The organism is uncultured Albimonas sp. (assembly GCF_963977235.1).
In the GTDB taxonomy this organism is placed as follows: Bacteria; Pseudomonadota; Alphaproteobacteria; order Rhodobacterales; family Rhodobacteraceae; genus Albimonas.
Genome location: NZ_CAXBOD010000001.1, coordinates 449,994 through 469,340, shown reverse-complemented (window position 1 = coordinate 469,340; position 19,347 = coordinate 449,994). Strand labels below are relative to the sequence as shown.

At 72.4% G+C, this 19,347-nt stretch carries 16 protein-coding genes; 8 read left to right on the top strand and 8 right to left on the bottom strand.

The window, feature by feature from the left end:
- Window positions 1-41: 41 nt before the first annotated feature.
- The 4 genes from AAC134_RS02205 (at window position 42) to AAC134_RS02190 (ending at window position 6,605) form a co-directional block, all read left to right on the top strand.
- Complete coding sequence (locus AAC134_RS02205) at window positions 42-1,409, top strand: aminotransferase class I/II-fold pyridoxal phosphate-dependent enzyme (protein WP_339947400.1); 1,368 nt, start codon at window positions 42-44, stop codon at window positions 1,407-1,409.
- Between the two features lie 20 nt (window positions 1,410-1,429).
- Window positions 1,430-3,214, top strand: coding sequence for a hypothetical protein (locus AAC134_RS02200; protein ID WP_339947399.1), 1,785 nt, complete (start codon window positions 1,430-1,432; stop codon window positions 3,212-3,214).
- Between the two features lie 191 nt (window positions 3,215-3,405).
- Window positions 3,406-5,871 (top strand): YjbH domain-containing protein, encoded by a 2,466-nt coding sequence (locus AAC134_RS02195; protein WP_339947398.1) that lies wholly within the window; start codon window positions 3,406-3,408, stop codon window positions 5,869-5,871.
- Complete coding sequence (locus tag AAC134_RS02190; RefSeq protein WP_339947397.1) at window positions 5,868-6,605, top strand: YjbF family lipoprotein; 738 nt, start codon at window positions 5,868-5,870, stop codon at window positions 6,603-6,605. The genes AAC134_RS02195 and AAC134_RS02190 overlap by 4 nt, the downstream gene beginning before the upstream one ends.
- A 381-nt stretch (window positions 6,606-6,986) precedes the next feature.
- Here AAC134_RS02190 and AAC134_RS02185 read toward each other — a convergent pair whose 3' ends face one another.
- From AAC134_RS02185 to AAC134_RS02170, 4 genes are all read right to left on the bottom strand, one after another.
- Window positions 6,987-7,238 carry a hypothetical protein gene (locus tag AAC134_RS02185; RefSeq protein ID WP_339947396.1) on the bottom strand — a complete coding sequence of 84 codons (252 nt, stop codon included), beginning with the start codon at window positions 7,236-7,238 and terminating at the stop codon, window positions 6,987-6,989.
- 668 nt (window positions 7,239-7,906) lie between these two features.
- Window positions 7,907-8,194, bottom strand: coding sequence for a hypothetical protein (locus tag AAC134_RS02180; protein WP_339947395.1), 288 nt, complete (start codon window positions 8,192-8,194; stop codon window positions 7,907-7,909).
- A gap of 130 nt (window positions 8,195-8,324) precedes the next feature.
- Window positions 8,325-8,621 (bottom strand): hypothetical protein, encoded by a 297-nt coding sequence (locus AAC134_RS02175; RefSeq protein ID WP_339947394.1) that lies wholly within the window; start codon window positions 8,619-8,621, stop codon window positions 8,325-8,327.
- A 115-nt stretch (window positions 8,622-8,736) separates the two neighbouring features.
- Window positions 8,737-9,597: a TIGR01459 family HAD-type hydrolase gene (locus AAC134_RS02170; RefSeq protein ID WP_339947393.1), complete on the bottom strand. Its 861-nt coding sequence runs from the start codon at window positions 9,595-9,597 to the stop codon at window positions 8,737-8,739.
- 260 nt (window positions 9,598-9,857) lie between these two features.
- Between AAC134_RS02170 and AAC134_RS02165 the strand changes: the two genes are divergently transcribed.
- Window positions 9,858-10,316 (top strand): DUF3429 domain-containing protein, encoded by a 459-nt coding sequence (locus tag AAC134_RS02165; RefSeq protein ID WP_339947392.1) that lies wholly within the window; start codon window positions 9,858-9,860, stop codon window positions 10,314-10,316.
- 115 nt (window positions 10,317-10,431) lie between these two features.
- Here the strand turns inward: AAC134_RS02165 and AAC134_RS02160 are convergent, their stop codons facing one another.
- A complete protein-coding gene (locus AAC134_RS02160; RefSeq protein ID WP_339947391.1) occupies window positions 10,432-11,589 on the bottom strand; it encodes a TraB/GumN family protein in 1,158 nt (385 codons plus the stop codon).
- Between the two features lie 136 nt (window positions 11,590-11,725).
- Between AAC134_RS02160 and groES the strand changes: the two genes are divergently transcribed.
- Window positions 11,726-12,037: a co-chaperone GroES gene (gene groES / locus AAC134_RS02155; RefSeq protein ID WP_339947390.1), complete on the top strand. Its 312-nt coding sequence runs from the start codon at window positions 11,726-11,728 to the stop codon at window positions 12,035-12,037.
- A gap of 59 nt (window positions 12,038-12,096) precedes the next feature.
- Window positions 12,097-13,731, top strand: coding sequence for a chaperonin GroEL (gene groL, locus AAC134_RS02150; protein ID WP_339947389.1), 1,635 nt, complete (start codon window positions 12,097-12,099; stop codon window positions 13,729-13,731).
- A gap of 497 nt (window positions 13,732-14,228) precedes the next feature.
- Here the strand turns inward: groL and AAC134_RS02145 are convergent, their stop codons facing one another.
- The 3 genes from AAC134_RS02145 to AAC134_RS02135 all read right to left on the bottom strand — a co-directional run bounded on the left by AAC134_RS02145 (window position 14,229) and on the right by AAC134_RS02135 (window position 18,522).
- Window positions 14,229-14,654, bottom strand: a complete 426-nt coding sequence (locus AAC134_RS02145) for a hypothetical protein (RefSeq protein WP_339947388.1) — start codon at window positions 14,652-14,654, stop codon at window positions 14,229-14,231.
- 362 nt (window positions 14,655-15,016) lie between these two features.
- Window positions 15,017-16,417, bottom strand: coding sequence for a PRC-barrel domain-containing protein (locus AAC134_RS02140; protein ID WP_339947387.1), 1,401 nt, complete (start codon window positions 16,415-16,417; stop codon window positions 15,017-15,019).
- A 467-nt stretch (window positions 16,418-16,884) separates the two neighbouring features.
- The gene (locus AAC134_RS02135; protein ID WP_339947386.1) at window positions 16,885-18,522 is read right to left on the bottom strand and encodes an acyl-CoA dehydrogenase family protein; all 1,638 of its coding nucleotides are present in this window, start codon (window positions 18,520-18,522) and stop codon (window positions 16,885-16,887) included.
- Between the two features lie 204 nt (window positions 18,523-18,726).
- Here AAC134_RS02135 and AAC134_RS02130 point away from each other — a divergent pair, with 204 nt between their 5' ends.
- Window positions 18,727-19,347 (top strand): glutathione S-transferase family protein, encoded by a 621-nt coding sequence (locus AAC134_RS02130; RefSeq protein ID WP_339947385.1) that lies wholly within the window; start codon window positions 18,727-18,729, stop codon window positions 19,345-19,347.

The window sequence follows — 19,347 nt, the reverse complement described above, 5'->3', positions numbered from 1 at the left end:
TGCGCCGCGGCGCGGGGCGGCCCATGAAAGGAACGACATCCATGTCCGGGTCCGAAGGCGAAGGCCGGTTCGGCGCCGCACGGCGCTCCGCATTGCTCGAGGAGCTGCGCCAGACCCGTTCGCGCCGCACCCCCTCCGACCGACCGGCCGCACGGCCGGGCCCCAAGCCGCAGCCCAAGGCCTTCGACTTCGGCGCCCTGCCCGGCCACAAGCAGATCCGCCTGCAGAAGTCGGCGGCCGAGATGCTCGACATCGGCGTGCCCTACTTCCGCGAACAGGAAGGCTACGCCGGCCCCACCTGCATGATCGAGGGGCGGGAGGTGCTGAACTTCTCCTCCTACAATTACCTCGGTCTGAACGGGCACCCCAGGGTCCACGCCGCGGCCAAGGACGCGATCGACCGCTACGGCGTCTCGGTCTCGGCCAGCCGCGTGGTGGCGGGGGAGCGGGACCTGCACGCCAAGCTCGAGAAGGGGCTCGCGGCCTTCTACGGGACCGAGGATTGCGTGACGATGGTCTCGGGCCACGCCACCAACATGACCACCATCGGCGCGCTGATGGGGCCCAAGGACGTGATCCTGACCGACACCTGGATCCACAATTCGATCACCGAGGGCGCCCGCCTGTCCGGCGCCGCCCGGGTGACATTCCCCCACAATGACCTCGACTGGCTCGACGATTTCCTCTCGCGCAACCGCGGCCGCTACGAGCGCGCGCTGATCGTGGTCGAGGGGCTGTATTCCATGGACGGCGACTGGCCCGACCTGCCCCGGCTGGTCGAGCTCAAGCACCGCCACGAGGCCTGGCTGATGGTCGACGAGGCCCATGCCGTCGGCGTGCTGGGCGAGACTGGCCGCGGCATCGCCGAGATGCAGGGGGTGGACCCGGCCTCGGTCGAGATCTGGATGGGGACGCTCTCGAAGACCTTCTCCTCCTGCGGCGGCTACATCTGCGGCTCGGCGGCGCTGATCGAGTTCCTCAAGGCCAACGCCGCGGGCTTCGTGTTCTCGGTCGGGCTCGCCGCGCCCCTGGCCGCGGCCGCGCTCGCCTCGCTGGAGGTGCTGCAGGCCGAGCCGGAGCGCGTGGCCCGCCTGCAGGCCAACGGCCGCCGCCTGCTGGAGCGGGCCAAGGCCGCCGGCCTCGACACCGGAGAGGCCAAGGGCTCGGCGGTGATGCCGGTGATCGTGGGCGACAGCGCGCGGGCGGCGATGCTGTCGGACGCCTGTTTCCGGGCCGGGCTCAACGCCCTGCCGATCACCTTCCCCGCAGTGCCCGAGAAGCAGGCCCGCCTGCGCTTCTTCCTGACCTCGGAGCATACTGAGCCCCAGATCGACCGCGCCGTGGAGATCTGCGCCGAGGCGCTCGCCCGGGTTCGCGCCCGCAAGCTGCCCTTCGGGGCCGGCGCCTGAGCGCGACCGGCGCCCCTGCCATGGCCAGGACCTCTCCTCCCGGTCCCCGCCGCGCCGGCGGCGCCCCTTCGGGGCATGACGACCACGCCGGCGGCGGCCGCGGCTCGGCCTCCGGGCGCGTGCGCCTGCGACGGGCGCTGCGCACGCTGACCGGCGGCCGCGGCGCGCCGCGCCTCGTGCACTGGTCCGACGCGCCCGTCTCCGGCGCCGCGCTGCCCTGGCTGCTGCCCGCGGCCCTGCCCGGCCACCCCCCCGTGGCGCTGGGACTGGGCGAGGCGCCCCCCCGCTCGCCCGCTGCGACCGCCGAGCTTGCCGCGCGCATCGCCGCCGACCTGACCTGGTGGCCCGCCACCGTCGCCGCCGCCGCGCGCCCCGAGACGCTGGTCGACCTGCGCGACGCCTCCGCCGCGCAGGCCGAGACCCTGCTTTCGCTCGCCGACTCCGAGGCCCCCGGCGCCGCCGCGGTGGTCCTCGCCCACGGCGGCGAGGGCGAGGCCGCCGCCCGCCGCCGCGGCCTGCCCGTGGTCCGCCGCGTCGCCGAGATCTGCCCCGAGCGTCTGGACCGCGTCATCGCCTCCCACGGCGCGCTCGCCCATCGCGCGGCGCTGGGCGGACGCCTGGGGCTGACGCTGGCCGGCGCCGCCGACCCCGACCCGTGGCTGTCGCGCGTCCGCTTCGTCGACCCCTGGCGCGGCCAGTCGGCGCCGGCGGTCGAGGCGCTCGACGCGCTGGCGCTGCTGCGCGCGGCCGCCCAGCGCAACGACCGGCGCACCGTCACGCTGGGCTTCTCGCGCTGGAAACGCCGCAACGCCGACCCGTTCCTGACCGGCCCCGAGGGCCCCCCTGCCCATGTCGCCGGCCTGCGCAACGCCGTGCAGGTCGCCGCGGCCACCCGCGCCCGCCTCGCCGTCTGGGGGATGCGCGAGGCGACCGAGGCCGAGGCCGCGGGCCTCGAGGTCATCCGCCTCGAGGACGGCTTCGTCCGCTCGGTCGGCCTCGGCCTGCGCCACGCGCCGCCCTGCTCGCTGGCCGTCGACCGCCAGGGCCTGTATTTTGACGCCACCCGACCCACCGACCTCGAGGCCCTGGCCCGTGAGGCCGAGATCCCCGACGCCCTGCTCGCCCGCGCCTCGGCCCTGCGCCGGCGGCTGATCGAGCTGGGGATCACCAAGTACAACCTCGCCCGCTCAGCGCCCCTGCCGGAGACGCCGCGCCAGCGCATCCTCGTGCCCGGCCAGGTCGAGGGCGACCAGTCTCTGCGCTTCGGCTCCCCGCAGGTGCAGGAAAACGCCGAGCTGCTGCGCCGGGTCCGCGCCCGGCATCCCGAGGCCTTCATCCTCTACAAGCCCCATCCCGACGTGCTGACCGGCCTGCGCCCCGGCGCGGTGGACGCGGCGACGCTTGCCGCCTGCGCCGACGCGGTCGCCGTCGACAGCGCCGCCGAGGCCTGCCTCGAGTGGGCCGACCGGCTCGAGTGCATGACCTCCCTGATGGGGTTCGAGGCGCTGCTGCGCGACCTGCCCGTCACCACCTTCGGCCGCCCCTTCTACGCCGGCTGGGGCCTGACCGAGACGCCGCTCGATCCCGCCTGGTCGCGCGGCCGCACGCTGAGCATCGACGCGCTCGCCGCCTGCGCCCTGATCCTCTATCCGCGCTATGTGGACCCCGTCTCCCGCCTGCCCGCGCCGCCCGAGAAGGTGCTCGAGTGGCTGCACGCCGAGCGGGATTTCGTGAAGACCCCGCGGGGCCGCGCGCGCGAGGCCTGGCGCGGCCTCGCGTCGCGGGCGCTGAACGCGCTCCGCTGAACCTCCGTTCAGACCGGAGCGCCGGATCTCGCCCTGCGGGGGCCTGCGCCGTAGCGCGCGCACAACAGGCCGCGCCTACGCCGACCGTCCCCCTGCGCGGGACGGTCGACAGCGGGGCGGGCCCGTGCCAACAAGGTGTTGGAAAAAGGGCGACGAAGCCTTCCAACCAGGCCTCTGGAACGGGCGACAGGATGATCTCAGCGTCGGCTGCATGCCGCAGACGTATCTCGTTCTGCGTGGTGATCGCCGCGGCCGTTGCGCCCGCGGGGCTCGCCCTGTCGCAGGAGCCTCCGCCCCCGCGTCTCGAGTCCCGCAACCTCTACGGCATGACCGGCCTGATCGACATGCCCAGCGCGCGGATGCAGCCCGACGCCGAACTGGGCGTGACCACAAGCTATTTCGGCGGCTTCATGCGCAACACCCTGAGCTTCCAGGTGCTGCCGCGGGTCGAAGCCTCGTTCCGCTACTCGATCATCGAGGACTTCTTCGTCGCCGACGACCTGTTCGACCGCAGCTTCGACATCAAGATCCTGCTCTCGGACGAAAGCCGCTACTTCCCCGCGGTGGCGATCGGCCTGCGCGACTTTCTCGGCACCGGCGTCTACTCCTCCGAATATCTCGTCGGCACCAAGGAGATCGCGCCCGGCCTGCAGGTCACCGGCGGCCTGGGGTGGGGCCGTCTGTCGGGCACCGGCAACTTCGACAACCCGTTCGGCTACGTCTCGGACCGCTTCAAGACCCGCGACACCCGCGACCTGGGCACCGGCAACGTCAACGTCGGCCAGTTCTTCCGCGGCCCCGACATGGGCGCCTTCGCCGGCGTCGAATGGCGGCCCGATTTCGTCGACGGACTCAGCCTGAAGGCCGAATACTCGACTGACGCCTACTTCCAGGAGCAGGTGAACGGCGACTTCGATCCAAAGATCCCTTTCAACTTCGGCGCCGAGTATCGCGTCAACGACTGGTTCACGCTGGGCGCCTACGCCATGTACGGGTCCGAGTTCGGCATCCGCGCCTCGATCGGCGTGAACCCCACGCGGATCAACGGCCCGCGCGACCTCGACCCCGGCCCCGTGCCGATGAGCGTGCGTCCCCCGATCGACGGCGCCGTCTCGGCCGAGCTCGGCCCGGTGGTCGAGCGCGTCGGCCCCGGCCCGGCGCTCGGCTCGGACGCGGGGCTAGAGGCGAGCCTGCTTTCGGGCGCCACCGAGGGCGCGCGCTGGGCGCAGGCGCCCACCGACCTCCCCCCCGGCGCGACCTGCCCGGTCGAGGACTCGCTCGACGTCGACGCCGAACTGGGCGTGGTCGACGGGGTGACCTTCCTCGACCGCTCCGGCGCGCCGCTGTGCTCGGTGCTGCTGCGCGAGACGGGGCGGCGCTATCTGGACGGCAAGCGCATGCTGGTCGGGCGCTACGACACCACCTGGGCCGACCAGCCGGCCAACCGCGTGGCGCTGGCCGAGGCGCTGGGCCAGGCGATGGACGGCGAGCGGGTGAACCTGCGCTCGGCCGACATCGAGGCGACCCGCGCCCGGGTCGAGGTCGAGAACCCCTATTTCAACGCCGCCCCGCAGGCGATCGGGCGCACGGCCCGGGCGATGGCCAACACCCTGCCCCCCTCGGTCGAGGACTTCGAGATCACGCTGGTCGAGAACGACCTGCCCACCACCACCGTGCTGCTGCGCCGCGCCCGCCTCGAGGCCGCGGTCGAGGAGCCCGACGCCGCGCGCACCTCCTGGGCCGACGCCGAGGTGCTGAGCGCGATGCCGGTCGAGAATTCGTTCCTGCCCCAGTACGAGGCGGACCGTCACCCGACCTTCAGCTGGTTCCTGGCGCCGGCTCTGCCGCTGAACCTGTTCGACCCCGACAACCCCCTGCGCGCCGACCTGCAGATCGTCGCGGGGGGCGAGCTGACCGTCGCCCGCGGCCTGTCGCTGAGCGGCTCGGTCACCAAGTCGCTGCTCAACGGCTTCGACGACATCACCCGCCAGTCCGACTCGCAGCTTCCCAGGGTCCGCTCGAACTTCGCCAAGTATCTCCAGCAGGGCGATCCGGGCATCGACCGGCTGACCGGCGACTACCTGTTCAAGATCACCCCCGAGACCTACGGCCGCCTCTCGGCCGGCTACCTCGAGCGGATGTTCGGCGGCGTCTCGGGCGAGGTGCTGTGGAAGCCCTCCGAGCAGAGCTGGGGCCTGGGGCTCGAGCTGAACTACGTCGCCCAGCGCGACTTCGACATGCTGTTCGGCTTCCAGGACTACGACGTCGCCACCGGCCACGCCTCGGTCTACTGGGACACCGGCTGGCACGGGATGGAGATCCAGGTCGACGCGGGCCGCTATCTGGCCGGCGACTGGGGCGCCACCTTCGGGCTGAGCCGGCGCTTCGCCAACGGCTGGGAGATCGGCGGCTATTTCACCCTGACCGACGTGCCCTTCGACGAGTATGGCGAGGGCAGCTTCGACAAGGGCATCCGCCTGACCATCCCGTTCGCCTGGGGCCTGCCCTACGAGACGCGTTCGCGCCTCGACATGAACATCCGGCCGCTGACCCGCGACGGCGGCGCGCGGCTGAACGTGGCCAACCGGCTCTATCCCATCGTGCAGGAGGTCGATCGCGGCGACCTGCGCGCCGACTGGGGACATTTCTGGCGATGAGCACGCGGGCGAGCGGATCGAGGGGAAGGGCGCCGTCCCTGGGCGCGGCGCTGCTGGCGGGGGCCGCGCTGCTGGCCGGCTGCGGGCCGCAGGGCAGCTCGACCGAACTTGTGCGCGAGCTGGGCGGGCTTGCGCTCGACTCGCTGGCCGGCGCCGTCGGCCTCGAGTCCGAGCCGGCCGAGCCGCCCCGCCAGCTGACCCGCGCCGAGATCAACCAGATCGACGGCGCGCTGATCGGCGCCTCGATCAGCGACTCGCCGATGGCCTACTTCATCGCCTTCGCCGCCAAGCCCGACGGGAAAGTCACCTACTACAACCCCACCAAGCAGAGCCTGACGATGCAGGGCGGCGCGCTGCTGTCGGGTCACGGGCTGGGCGACGAGCGGATCGGCTATCGTTCCGACCCCGCCGAGGACTTCCTGGTGGCGCAGCGCCCGGTGCGCGAGTGGCCGGGTCAGGTGACGCGGGTGATGCGCTTCATCGACGCCGAGGGGCGTCCGTTCGCGCGCACCTTCCTGTGCGCCCCGCGCGCGATTGGCCCCACTCGGATCCTCGTCGCCGAGGTGACCTTCGACGTCATCGAGGTCGAGGAGACCTGCCGCAGCCCCTACCGCACCATCGTCAACCGCTACTGGGCGGACGAGGAGACGGGGTTCGTGTGGCGCTCCCTGCAGTGGTACGGCCCCGAGCGCGGCTCGCTCGAGATCTCGATCCTGACCCCCTTCGCGCCCTGACGCGGCGTTCTCGGACGGCCGCCCTCAGGTTGGTCGCGGTCCGGGTTGGCTGACGGCGGCCGCCGACAGGCGGCGTCTCGCGCGTTCCCCCTTGTCCGGAGCCGAAGGGTCGGCGCCTTGCGCCCTTCCATGAGCGCTCATTCGCGTCCGCCGCGCGACGCGTCGCGCGCCTCTTCCCGCAATTCGATGCTCTCCCGCTCGCGCGAGCGAGCGCGTCTTTTCCGGCAGAGATCGGCCCGGGCGGCCCGCGCCGGCGCCGCGACCTGCGACCGGCAAACAAATAACGCGACGCCGTCTCCGGCGTCGCGTTGAATTTCGGTCGATCGCTCGACGACCTGTTGGCTTGTCCGTCTCCCTTCCCCCAAAGGGAAAGGCGGAAAGTCAGCGGGTGTTGGGCGTCGAGTTGTTGTCGTCGCCCGTGTTCGACAGGGCAACCGCACCGCCGATGATGACAGCGGCGCCGACGACGCCGAGCACGAGCGGGGGAATGCCCAGCAGCGGGGCCTGACCGATCTGCGCCTGCTGCGCAACACCGGCGGTCTGAACCTCAGGAACCTGGGAAGAGGCATCCTGGGCGGCAAGCGGCGCGGCCATCAGGCCGAACGCAGCGATAGCGGTGGCGATGAGTTTCATTACACCCTCCAATACATCCACTTGAAGAAGCGTTACCCGACTCGGCGCCGCAAAGCAACAACGACGTCAAGCCGCGGCGCAGTTCGCGCCCCGACCTTCCGTCGCGGTCCCGTTCCCAATAATGGAACGGCTTGAACAGGTTGAGCTTTCGCTCTGTCGACGGACACCGCCCGCCCTCGCCCAGATCGCTCCCAGCCGGACCGGCGAACCCGGGCTCGGCCCCCGTGGCCGGTCCCTCGCAACGCTCTTGCGGCGCCCTTGCGGCAGGCGCCGCGTCCCGCGGTCGTCGGCGCCTTGAAATCAATGCCTCGGACTTGGCGGAAACGGTTTCCGCACACGCTTCAACCAACCGCTCTCTCGCGCGCGACGGTTCGCGGCGAGAAGGTTAGGTTCGCAGCGAGAAGGTCGAACACCTCCGCGCGCCCGAACATCTCCGCGCGCCCCGGAAGATGCGCGCCGGCGACGCGCGACCGCGGCGAGGGCCGTGACCGACCTGCCACACACTGGGCCCTCACCTTGAGTCGAGAGGCGGCGGGGCGCCTCGGGGCAGGCCCGAATCGCCCCCGCGGCCCCCTCGGCCAAGGTGAGGCGGCTTGCGCCGCCAGCCAGGGTGAGGCGGCTTGCGCCGCCTCTGCCGCTTCGCAGCGGATCGACTTCGCCGCTGCGGCCTACTTGGTCGAGGTCGTCGAGTTCGTCGACTTGTTGTCGTCCTTGCTCGCCGCCACGGTCACCGCGACGACGGTCACCGCGGCCACCGCGCCGCCCACCACGAGGAGCGGGACGCCGACCACCGGGGCCTGCGCGAGCTGTCGGGACACGCCCTTGGGCTCAGGCGTCTGATCCAGCGCCGCCGGAAGGGAGGCCGCCTGAGGCGAGGGCGCAGGGGACGCGGCATCCGCAAGGGCCGGACCGAGGGCCAGCCCCTGGATGCAAAGGGCGATGAGCATGGTTCGCATGGAACGCTCCTGTCAGAAGTCGTCCCCCGCCCCGAAGATGCCTCCCACCCCCGCCGAATACCGGCAGAGCGTGAACAAATCCCTTACGCCTCGCCGGAGACCCGAAGATCCCCGGCCCGACCGGCGTCGATCAGTTGGGGGTCGACGGCGTGCTCGTCGCGTTGTCGCCGCCGCTATTGCTGGCCGCGATGGCGAGGCCGAACGTGGCCGCAACGGCCGCAACCGCCGGCACGACCGACGGCAGGCCGAAGATCGGCGCCTGGCCCGCCGCGGTCTGCTGCGCGACGCCCGCGGACTGCACGGCGCGCGGATCCTGCAGGTCGCTCGGCGCGGAGACCTCGGGGCCGGCGAGAGCCGGGGAGAGGCCGAACGTCGTCGCGAACGCCGCGGCGGCGACGGCGGCAAGGGCGGTCCTGGCGATATTCATGTCGAACTCCGGTGTGGCGGTGTGGGCCCCTCGTCGACTGAAGATCTAGCATGCCGCATTGCAGCAGAGAAGCGCCGCTCCAAAATCACCTTGAATATGAACAGCTTCGCCGACTTCAACGCAGGCGGCCGATGGCCGCGGTCGGGGTCAGCGCGTGCGCGGCAAGGTAGGACTCCAGCCGCTCGGCCTCAGGATGTTCAACGTCTGCGCCCATTTGCGGGGCGGCGAGCCCGCCGGTGACGAACAACGTGTCCAGGCCCTGCGCCACGCCGCCGGCGACATCGGTGTGAATGCCGTCGCCCACGCACAGCACCCGATCATCGGATACCGGCCGCCCGAGCCGCGCTTCGACCATCGCCCGCCCCAGCGCGTAGATCGGCGGGTGGGGCTTGCCGTAGCTGGCGGTCTCGCCGCCCAGGGCCTCGTAGGCGGCCGCGATGCCGCCGGCGCACCAGATCCGGCGCTCGCCCACGTCGACATGCACGTCGGGGTTGGCCGAGAGCATCCGCAGGCCGCGGGCGCGGGCGGCGGCCAGAATCTCGGCGTAGTCGTCTGGGGTCTCGGTCAGGTCGTCGACCAGGCCGGTGACCAGCACCGACTCGGCCTCGTCGAGGCCCACCCGCTCGACCTGCGCGGCCTCGAAGAAGGCCTCGTCCTTTGCGGCGCCGATGTGGAACACCCGCCGTCCCCAGTCGCCGGCGTTGACCGAGGCCACCGCCGCGTCGCCCGAACTGACCACCCCGTCGCGCACGTCGGGCGGACAGCCCAGCCGCTCGAGATGCCGCTCGACCGAGACGGCGGGCCGCGGCGCGTTGGTCATCAGGATCACCAGGCCGCCGCCGGCGCGGAACCGGCGCAGCGCCTCGACGGCGGCGGGATAGACGCGGCGTCCGTCGTGCAGGCAGCCCCACAGGTCGCAGAAAAGGACGTCGTAGCGGCCGTCGAGATCGGACAGCGAGCCGAGGATCGGGGTCATGGCGAGGGCTCCGGCAGCCTGCGCCCGCGGGCGCGTCGGGGGTCGCCCCGACCCCTGCCCCGCGACGCCCGCCGTGGCAACCGGCAAGGCGCCGCGGGGGCGGGCGCCAGCGCCGGAACGGGCGCCGGGCGGAAGGCGGAACGGGCGCCGGGAGCGGGCGGGACGGGCCCCGGGCGGGCGGGCGCGGCGCTTGTCAGCGGAGCGCAAGGCTGGTTTGCTTGGCCCGGTCGCTGCGTGCCCCCTTCGAGAGAGCGTCCCAGATGCCGAGTTCCGAGCTGTCCTTCCGGCCGCTCCAGGCCCCCCTTCCCGCGCTGACCGTGGGCGTGGTCGCGGTGGCGCCCTTCGTGGCCCTGCTGCTGATCGCCCTGACCACCGAGATCGGAACGGCCGACCGCGCCCGCTACCTGATGGGCGCCTGGGGGGCGATGCTGCTGGCCTTCCACGGCGGCTGCCGCTGGGGCTTCGCCGGCGCGGGCCTGGGCGAGGGCGCGACCTGGTGGACGCTCGGCGTCGGCGTGGTGCCCGCGCTGGTGGGCTTCCTGGCGCTGGGGATCGGCGGACGCGCGATGCTGTGGATCGAGGCGCCGGCCTTCGTGGCGGTCTTCGCGGCCGACGTCTCGCTGGCCCGCGCGGGCGGCACGCCCGACTGGTGGCCGGGCCTGATCCTGCCGCTCCTGGCGATCTGCACCGCCTGCACGATGATCGGCGCGATGACCTGAAAGCCTGACGCTGGGCGGGCGCGGATCGGGGCCCGCCCCCGCTGCGCCCCCGCTGCGCCCCGGCGCGGTCGACCGATGGCGGCGCCGCGGGAGGGCTCGGCGCAGGGGGGAGGGCTCAGCGCAGAGGCGCGCGCTCCACCGTGAAGCCGCGCTCGCGCAGCAGGCGGACCATCCCCTGCTCGCCGCCCAGGTGCAGGGCGCCGGCGAGCACGAAGGCGCCGCCGCGCTCCAGCTCCGGCAGGGCCGCCTCGACAAAGCGGCGGTTGCGGGCGTCGAACAGCTCGGCCCGCAGCTCCGCGGCGCCGGCGTCGCGGCCTGACTGCTCGGCCCGCCACAGGCCGTAGGTCCAGATCGGCCAGACCCGCTCCTCGCGGTAAAGCCGGGCGGAGGTCGACTGCATGTCGCGCCCGGCGTCCGCCTCGCGCGCCGAGAGGACCAGGGAGTCGAGGGACTCGGCGCTCCACTCGTCCTTCTGCAGCACCGGGAGCAGCGTCTCCCAGGTTTCCATGCCCTTCACCTCGAGGCCCAGCGCGGCGGCGCGGGCGGCCAGGCCCGCGTCCATCGTGCCCGCGCCGTCGGCCAGCGCGGACATCGCGCAGGGCGGGGTGGCCAGCGACAGGTGCACGATCCAGGGGCGCATGACGGCGGTGCGCTCGGGCGGGACGCCGAGCGCCTGCATGGCCCCGGCCACCGCCTGGAAGTCCTCGGCGCCCAGGGCCTGGTCCAGCGGCGGGCGCTCGAGATTGGCGACGAGCGTGGGATCCTCGGCCATCAGCCGGCCCATGCGGCCCATCTCCTCGGGCGACATCTCCATCAGCATCACCCGCGCCGCGCCCAGTGCGGCCACCGCGCCGGGCGGGGCCGGGTCGATCATCGGATGCGGGACGTGGTAGCTGCCCATCAGCCAGGAGGTCGCGCCCCCCGGCCGCCGCACGGTCCAGAACACCCCCTCGGCGTTGGGCTCGGCCGCCGCGGCCGCCATGATCCCGTCATGCGCCTGCGGATCGGCCCGGGCGAGCTCGGCCAGCAGGTCGCGCCCGCCCCCGCAGTCGGCCGCCGCAGCCCCGGCCCCCAGAAGCGCGCCCGACGCCCCCAGGAGCAGCGACACGGTCCCTGCGGCGAGACGCCCGGCCGCCTTCGCCTTGCGCCCCGAGGACCCGACGGCCACCTCCCCCGGGAACGCGAGCCGGGCGGCGCCCCTCGCGGAGCGCTCCATCGGCGCGGTCCCGACCTCGAAGGCCGCGGCAATGCGTTTCGCGAATCTTGACAGCATGGCGCCGATCTCCTAACTCCGCGCTCGTTAGCACTCCCCCGCTCCGAGTGCTAACAGCCGGTCCCGGTCTCGGTGAGACGGGTCCAGGCCCACCGTTCGGAGCATCGTGGAAGCCACATTGCAAGGGAGCCACGTCATGAACTTCACCCCGCTGCACGATCGCGTGCTGGTTCGTCGTATCGAAGGCGATGAGAAGACCGCCGGCGGTCTGATCATTCCCGACGCCGCCAAGGAGAAGCCCCAGGAAGGCGAGATCATCGCCGTGGGCGAGGGCGCGCGCAAAGACAATGGCGAGCTGATCGCCCCCGCCGTGAAAGCCGGCGACCGCGTCCTGTTCGGCAAGTGGTCGGGCACCGAGGTCAAGCTCGACGGCAAGGACCTTCTGATCATGAAGGAATCCGACATCCTCGGCATCCTCGGCGACGACGCCGCCGCGAAGGCCGCCTGAGCGCTTTCGCGCCCGGCCTGAACCCTACACGCTGAAGTTCTGACAGGAGCCAACGACAGATGGCCAAAGACGTCCGCTTCAACACCGACGCCCGCGACCGCATGCTGCGCGGCGTCAACATCCTCGCCGACGCGGTGAAGGTGACCCTCGGCCCCAAAGGCCGCAACGTCGTTCTCGACAAGTCGTTCGGCGCGCCGCGCATCACCAAGGACGGCGTCACCGTCGCCAAGGAGATCGAGCTCGAGGACAAGTTCGAGAACATGGGCGCGCAGATGGTGAAGGAGGTCGCCTCCCGCACCAACGATGAGGCCGGCGACGGCACCACCACCGCGACCGTTCTCGCCCAGGCCATCATCAAGGAAGGCCTGAAGTCGGTTGCCGCCGGCATGAACCCGATGGATCTGAAGCGCGGCATCGACAAGGCCGTCGCGACGGCCGTCGAGTCGATCAAGTCGGCGTCGCGTCCCGTCAACGACACCGCCGAGGTGGCGCAGGTCGGCTCGATCTCCGCCAACGGCGAGACCGAGATCGGCCGGCAGATCGCCGACGCGATGCAGAAGGTCGGCAACGAGGGCGTGATCACCGTCGAGGAGAACAAGGGCCTCGAGACGGAGACCGAAGTCGTGGAGGGCATGCAGTTCGACCGCGGCTACCTCTCGCCCTACTTCATCACCAACCCCGACAAGATGATCGCCGAGCTGGAGGACTGCTACATCCTCCTGCACGAGAAGAAGCTGTCGTCGCTGCAACCGATGGTCCCCCTGCTCGAGACCGTGATCCAGTCGGGCAAGCCCCTGCTGATCATCGCCGAGGACGTCGAGGGCGAGGCCCTGGCGACCCTGGTGGTCAACAAGCTGCGCGGCGGCCTGAAGATCGCCGCGGTGAAGGCGCCGGGCTTCGGCGACCGCCGCAAGGCCATGCTGCAGGACATCGCGATCCTGACCGGCGGCCAGGTGATCTCCGAGGATCTGGGCATGAAGCTCGAGAATGTCGGCATCGACATGCTCGGCACCGCCAAGAAGATCCGCATCACCAAGGACGAGACCACCATCGTCGACGGCGCGGGCGACAAGTCCGAGATCGAGGCGCGCGTCGCCCAGATCCGCACGCAGGTCGAGGAGACCACCTCCGACTACGACCGTGAGAAGCTCCAGGAGCGTCTCGCGAAGCTGGCCGGCGGCGTCGCGGTGATCCGCGTCGGCGGCGCCACCGAGATCGAGGTGAAGGAGCGCAAGGACCGCGTCGACGACGCGCTCAACGCGACCCGCGCCGCGGTTCAGGAGGGCGTGGTTCCCGGCGGCGGCGTGTCGCTGCTGTGGGCGTCCAAGGCGCTCGAGGGTCTGACCGGCGACAACGCCGACCAGACCGCGGGCATCGCCATCGTGCGTCGCGCGCTGCAGGCCCCGATCCGTCAGATCGCCACCAACGCCGGCATCGACGGCGCCGTGGTCGCGGGCAAGGTGCTGGAGTCCGAGGACCGGAACTTCGGCTTCAACGCCCAGACCGAAGAGTACGGCGACATGTTCAAGTTCGGCGTGATCGACCCTGCGAAGGTCGTCCGCACCGCGCTCGAGGATGCGGCGTCGGTCGCGGCCCTGCTGATCACCACCGAGGCGATGGTCGCCGACAAGCCCGAGCCGAAGGGCCAGGGCGGCGGCATGCCCGACATGGGCGGCATGGGCGGCATGATGTGATCCCCTTCCGGGGAGGTTCGCCTCCCCGGGCACGCGACACAGATCGCGAGGGACAGACCGGGGGCCGCGGCGCAAGCCGCGGCCCCTTTGTCATGCGCGCGCCCCCTCCGCAGGGCCCGCCGCATCGCGACCGGAAGCGCCGCGTCGACTGAAGCGCCCGGCCCGACCGTCCGGCCCGCGGCGCATTGCCAGGGCCTGCGCCCGGCCCGCGCCCTTGCCGGCCACGGCGCGCCGCCTACCGGTCGCGCCCGGTGGCAGGCGCAGAGCGCCCGGGATGCTTGCCGCGCACGGATCCCGGCGGTGCAGGGATCGCCCGGACACGCGGTCATGCGGGACCTAGGCGACGCGCGTTTCGGGGGTGTCGGGGGCGCTGCCTCCCCGGCGGCGCTGGTCTGCGGACGGGGCGCGCCCGGGCCCGCGTTGCGGCATCCGCCCCCGCTGCGGGCGCGTTTGCGGCGGCTGTCCGCCGCCAGGACGTCGGCGGGCGCCTCCTGCTTTCAGCCGGCGCAGGCGGCGGCGGCCCGGGCGAGGCGAGCGGCGATGCGCTCCTGGGTGAACAGGTGCAGTTCGCCCTGCCACCAGTCGCTCATGGGGTAGCCGGGGTCGGCGGCCTCGGCCTCGATGCGGGCGCCGCCGCCGGGCGCCGGAGAGACGGTCACGCGATAGAGCCAGACCCGGGGATCCATCGCCAGCACGCCGACCAGAACCCGCTCGCCCTCGCCTCGGCTTTCGCGGGAGGGCGGGACCGGGCCGCGGTCGAGATCCTCGCGCAGGCAGGCCAGCGCGAGGCCGGGCGGCAGGCGCGAGACGCGATGCTCGACGCTGCCCGCCTCCAGCGCATCCTCGCCGAAATTCGCCGCGCAGCCGGCGAGCGCGGTCAGGACCGCAGCGGCGGCCGCGACAAGCGGGAGAGCCTGGCGCATGCGCCGTCCTCCGGTGTCTCCCCACGCCTCGCCCGCCCCCACGATAGGGCCGGCCCGCGCCGCCGTCGACGCAAACCCGACCGAAGCCTGTCAGAGAAGTCGGTCAGAAGCGCCGGGCGCAGGGGCCCAGGAGACGGCGCCCATCTCGCCGGCGGGCCCGGCGCCGGTCCGCTTCGCCGCGGCGGACGAGGCCGCGACAGCGGTCGCTGGGGGTCAGGCGCCGCGCGGGAGCGGGACAGGGGCGCTTTGTCCTTGCGGCCGGACGTGGCGGCCAGCCTCGAGCCAGCCAGGCGCCCCGCACACGCAGAAGGGGCCGCCTTTCGGCGGCCCCTTCCTCGAGTTCTGCGGGTCTGGAGGGACAGTTACCCGTCGATCTCGACCTCGGGCATCTCTTCCAGCTCTTCCTTGGTGCTGGCGACGTAGACACGGACGTCGTCGGGATCGTCGTCGGCCTGCATGATCTTCAGGTCGCTCATCCGGACCGCCACGCGGTGCTCGCCGAGCCCCAGGAAGCCGCCCACGTCGATGATCGCCTCGTCCATCGCGCCATCGTCGCTGAGCACCAGGTCGACAACCTCGCCGATGTCCTCGTTGCCCATGTCGTAGACCGTGGCGCCGGAGACGGTCTCGGCGGTCAGGCCGGCGGCCTCAACCTCGCGGTAACCGGCCGCGTCCATCTTGGTCAGCTTCCCGGCAGCGCCCTCGGGGGCCGCAGCCTGGTTGGTCTGCGCGTCGGTCCCGGCGGCCATCTTGTCGGTCGCTTGGTCGGTCGCCTGGGCCGTGTCGGTGGCGGCCTCGTCGATCGCCTCGCCGGCCTGCTCGGTCGTCTCCTCGACCTCCTCGGCGGCGTTCTCGGCCACCTCGGCGGTGTCGCTCGCGGCCTCGTCGATCGCCTGCTCGGTCTCGTCGGCCGCGTCGTCGGCCTCGGTCATCGCCCGATCGGTCGACGGAGTCGCCTGCTCGGCGGAGGGCAGAGCCCCCGTGGCGCCGGCGCCGGTCGCGGCGCCCGTGGCCATCGTCCCGGAGGCGGCCTGCGTCGAGGTCGCGGCGGCCCGGTCCATGCCGGCGTCAGGATTGCGCTCGAACTCGGGCGCGTTCTCCAGCGCGGCGCGGTCGGACTTCAGCACGAGGAACGGCTCGTCGTCGCCCTCCTCGGTCTCCCAGGCCAGCTCCTCCATGGTGATCGCCACGGTCTTGGCGCCCATCCCGAGGAAGCCGCCCACATCGACCAGCACGGCCTTGACGTCGCCGTCGCGGGTCATCACGACGTCGGACACCTCGCCGATCGAGTCCCACTCGGGGCCGTCGTCAGCGTCGGCCATCTCGTCGGAGGCCTCTTCCTTGCCCTCGGCGAGATCCTCCTGGGCGTCAGCCTTCGCGTCGGCCATCTCCTGGGAGGCTTCCTGCCGGGCTTCGGCCTGCTCTTCCGCGCCCTCGTCCTTGGCGTCGGCCATCTCGTCGGTGGCCTCTTCCTTGGCGTCGGCCATCTCGGCGTTCGCCTCGGTGCGGGCCTCGGACATCTCCTCGGCGGCCTCGCCCTGCGCCTCGGCGCCGGCGGACTGCTTCACGTAGACTTCCTTGCCGATGAAGTCCGAGCCGAACACGTCGGTCTTCTCGGCCTTGGCCATGTAGACCCCGCCCGCGGCGGCGGAGCCGGCGGTCGCGTCAGGGGTCGCGTCGGTCTTGGTCTCCTGGGCCAGCACGGCATAGCCGGGGGCGGCCAGAGCCAGGGCCAGGGCGGTGGTGGTGACGAGCCGCATCATATCGCTTCTCCTCCGTTGCCAACCGACGGCTCATCTCCGGTCCGCGCCCTCTCGCAGGGCAGCGCGGCGGCCGTCGTCGTATCGTGAGGGAGAGGTTGGAGCGACCCGGGCCGCCGTCCATGGAGTCCCTGAAATGACTCCGCTTTCGCCGCGTGTAAGGCAATTTGCGGGCGAGGGCGCCGAGAGCGGATTCAGCCTTACAGATCGTGGCCTTCCGCGGCGGAGCCTGCGCGGAAACCGCGCAGGGCCTGCCTTGATCGTTTCGCCGGATGGAAACCGTCGGCGCCCTGCGGAAGGCGCCAATTGACTGATTTTAAACTACATATTCGGTTTCATGGCGACAGGCGGCCTGCAGGGGCCTCAAACCAGCGCCAAAGGGCGGCGTCCGGTCGGCCGGGCGAGGCTCGACCGGGATCCGCGGCGAAGACGGTCCGAAACAAGGCGCCGCCCGCGACGGCGGGGGCCGCTCAGATCCGGGCGGCCAGGGCGCCGGCGTCGATCCCCTCGGGCAAGGTTCCGGCGGTCCGCCCCCAGTTGCCGGCGAGCCGGGTGGCCAGGAACGCCTCGGCCGCAGGGTCGCCCATGGCCATCAGCTCGGAGGCCTGGATCAGCAGGGCCAGCCGCTCGACCAGCCAGCGGGCCTTCGCCTCCGAGGGGCGCTCCAGCGCCGCCGCCACCTCCGTCAGCGCGGCGTCGTAGCGGGAGTCCTCGCCCCGGCGGGCGGTCAGCTCGGCCTTCAGCGCCTCGGCCGCCTCCGGGGCCCGGCCCAGGGTGCGCAGGACGTCGAGGCAGATGACGTTGCCCGACCCCTCCCAGATCGAGTTCAGCGGCGCCTCGCGATACAGCATCGCCAGGGGCGCCTCCTCGACGTAGCCGACGCCGCCCAGGCACTCCATCGCCTCGTAGACCACGCCCACGCAGCGCTTGTTGGTCCAGTACTTGGCGATGGCGACGGCCAGCCGGGCGAAGGCGCGGTCCTGCGGGCCGGTCCCGTCGAAGGCGCGCGAGACCCGCATCACGAGGGCCAGCGAGCCGATCCAGTCCAGCGCCAGGTCGCCCAGCACCGCCTCCATCAGCGGCTGATCGGCGAGGCGGCGCTGGAAGGCGGTGCGGTTGCGGGTCCACCAGGCGGCCTCGTCCAGCGCGCGGCGCATGAAGCCCACCGGGGCGGTGGCCGCGTCCAGGCGGGTGTGGTGGACCATCTCGATGATGGCGTTCACGCCGCGGCCGGGCTCTCCCACGATCTGCGCCCAGGCGCCGTGGTACTCGATCTCCGAGGAGGCGTTGGCGTGGTTGCCGAGCTTGTCCTTCAGGCGCTGAAGCTGGATCGGGTTGCGCTGGCCGTCGTTGGTCCAGCGCGGGACCAGGAAGCAGGTCAGCCCGCCGCCCTGCGCCTCGGGCAGGCAGGCCAGCGTCAGGAAGGCGTCCGACATCGGGGCCGAGCAGAACCACTTGTGCCCCCACAGGCGGAAGTCGCCGCCGTCCGGCTCGGCCCGCGTGGTGTTGGCCCGCACGTCCGAGCCGCCCTGCTTCTCGGTCATCGCCATGCCGATGGTGACCGCGGGCTTCTCCAGCCCCGGCCGCGAGTCGCCGTCATAGGCCGCAACCCGGGCGCGGGCGCCCCAGCTCGCCGCCAGTTCGGGCGAGCCCGCGGCCAGCGCGGGCACGGCGGCGTAGGTCATGGTCAGAGGGCAGCAGACGCCGGGCTCGACCTGGCTCAGCAGGTAGACCATGGCGGCGTGGGCGGCGTGGCCCCCCGGCGCGGCGCCCTCGGCCCAGGGGCGGGCGAAGTATCCCGCCTCGGCCCCGCGCGTCATCATCGCGTGATAGCCGGGGTGGAAGCGCACCTCGTCCAGCCGCCGGCCGCCGCGGTCGAAGACCACCAGCTCGGGCTTCGAGCGCTGGGCGCGCTCGGCGTCCTCCAGCGCCTGCGCAGAGCCGATGTCGCCCGCGAACGCGGCCAGCCGCGCCGCATCCCCTGGCGCCGCCGCCGCGATCGCGGCCTGCAGCGGGGCGTCGGCGGTCCAGAGGTCGAGCCGCTCGCGCGGGAGCGGCTGGTTGAAGACCTCGTGGGTGGCGAGATGGGTGCGCGGGGCAATGCTCATCTGGTCCTCCTCCCGGTTTCCCGGCAGGGAAGCATGGCAGCCCGCGCGGCGCGAGTCCCCGCGTCGCCCCTCAAGGCGAGCGCGCCGTATCGGAACAGGCGTGCAGCCGCGCGGATGCGCCGCCTGTTCGCGCCAGCGGAATCCGGCCCTTGCAGCCGCACGGATGCGGCGCAATGGTCCGGCGACCGAAAATGGGAGGCTTCAATGTCGCTGATTCTCTACGGGCGGATGCTCTCGCCCTTCGCGCGCCGGGTGGCGATCTGGTGCCAGCTTCAGAACCGCGCGTATGAGAGCCGCCCCCTGATGGTGAACGGCCCGGACTTCGAGGAACTGAAGAAGATCAATCCGCTGGGCCGCGTCCCCATCCTGGTGACCGAGGACGGCGACACCCTGATCGAGACCGCGGCGATCACCGACTGGCTCGACGACACCGCTCCCGAGGCGCTGCGCCTCGTCCCCGCCACCGGCGCCGCCCGGCGCGAGGTGCTCCAAGGCGTGGCCTACGCCAACTCGACCGTCGAGAAGGGCGTGAGCCTCGTCTACGACAAGAACCGCCGCCCGCCCGAACTGCACTGGTCCGAGTGGATCGAGCGGCTCGAGGGCCAGATCACCGCCGCCCTCGGCGTGCTGGAATCGAAGGCCCCGACCGAGGGCTGGCTGGGCGGCGACCGCCCCAACGCGGCCGATGTGGCCTTCGTCATCGCCCATGACTTCATCAAGGCGACCAACGCCTACCTGGTCGAAGGGAAGTTCCCCCGGCTCGCGGCGATGTCGGCCATGGCGGCGGACGTGGAGGCCTTCACGGCCACCGCGCCGGCCGCCTGA

Coding starts and splice junctions, on each gene's coding strand:
- AAC134_RS02185 (WP_339947396.1), bottom strand. CDS start 7,238: ATGAAACTCATCGCCACCGCTATCGCTGCGTTCGGCCTGATGGCCGCG.
- groES (WP_339947390.1), top strand. CDS start 11,726: ATGAACTTCACCCCGCTGCACGATCGCGTGCTGGTTCGTCGTATCGAA.
- AAC134_RS02175 (WP_339947394.1), bottom strand. CDS start 8,621: ATGAATATCGCCAGGACCGCCCTTGCCGCCGTCGCCGCCGCGGCGTTC.
- AAC134_RS02140 (WP_339947387.1), bottom strand. CDS start 16,417: ATGATGCGGCTCGTCACCACCACCGCCCTGGCCCTGGCTCTGGCCGCC.
- AAC134_RS02195 (WP_339947398.1), top strand. CDS start 3,406: ATGATCTCAGCGTCGGCTGCATGCCGCAGACGTATCTCGTTCTGCGTG.
- AAC134_RS02145 (WP_339947388.1), bottom strand. CDS start 14,654: ATGCGCCAGGCTCTCCCGCTTGTCGCGGCCGCCGCTGCGGTCCTGACC.
- AAC134_RS02165 (WP_339947392.1), top strand. CDS start 9,858: ATGCCGAGTTCCGAGCTGTCCTTCCGGCCGCTCCAGGCCCCCCTTCCC.
- AAC134_RS02205 (WP_339947400.1), top strand. CDS start 42: ATGTCCGGGTCCGAAGGCGAAGGCCGGTTCGGCGCCGCACGGCGCTCC.
- AAC134_RS02180 (WP_339947395.1), bottom strand. CDS start 8,194: ATGCGAACCATGCTCATCGCCCTTTGCATCCAGGGGCTGGCCCTCGGT.
- AAC134_RS02130 (WP_339947385.1), top strand. CDS start 18,727: ATGTCGCTGATTCTCTACGGGCGGATGCTCTCGCCCTTCGCGCGCCGG.
- groL (WP_339947389.1), top strand. CDS start 12,097: ATGGCCAAAGACGTCCGCTTCAACACCGACGCCCGCGACCGCATGCTG.
- AAC134_RS02170 (WP_339947393.1), bottom strand. CDS start 9,597: ATGACCCCGATCCTCGGCTCGCTGTCCGATCTCGACGGCCGCTACGAC.
- AAC134_RS02190 (WP_339947397.1), top strand. CDS start 5,868: ATGAGCACGCGGGCGAGCGGATCGAGGGGAAGGGCGCCGTCCCTGGGC.
- AAC134_RS02135 (WP_339947386.1), bottom strand. CDS start 18,522: ATGAGCATTGCCCCGCGCACCCATCTCGCCACCCACGAGGTCTTCAAC.
- AAC134_RS02160 (WP_339947391.1), bottom strand. CDS start 11,589: ATGCTGTCAAGATTCGCGAAACGCATTGCCGCGGCCTTCGAGGTCGGG.
- AAC134_RS02200 (WP_339947399.1), top strand. CDS start 1,430: ATGGCCAGGACCTCTCCTCCCGGTCCCCGCCGCGCCGGCGGCGCCCCT.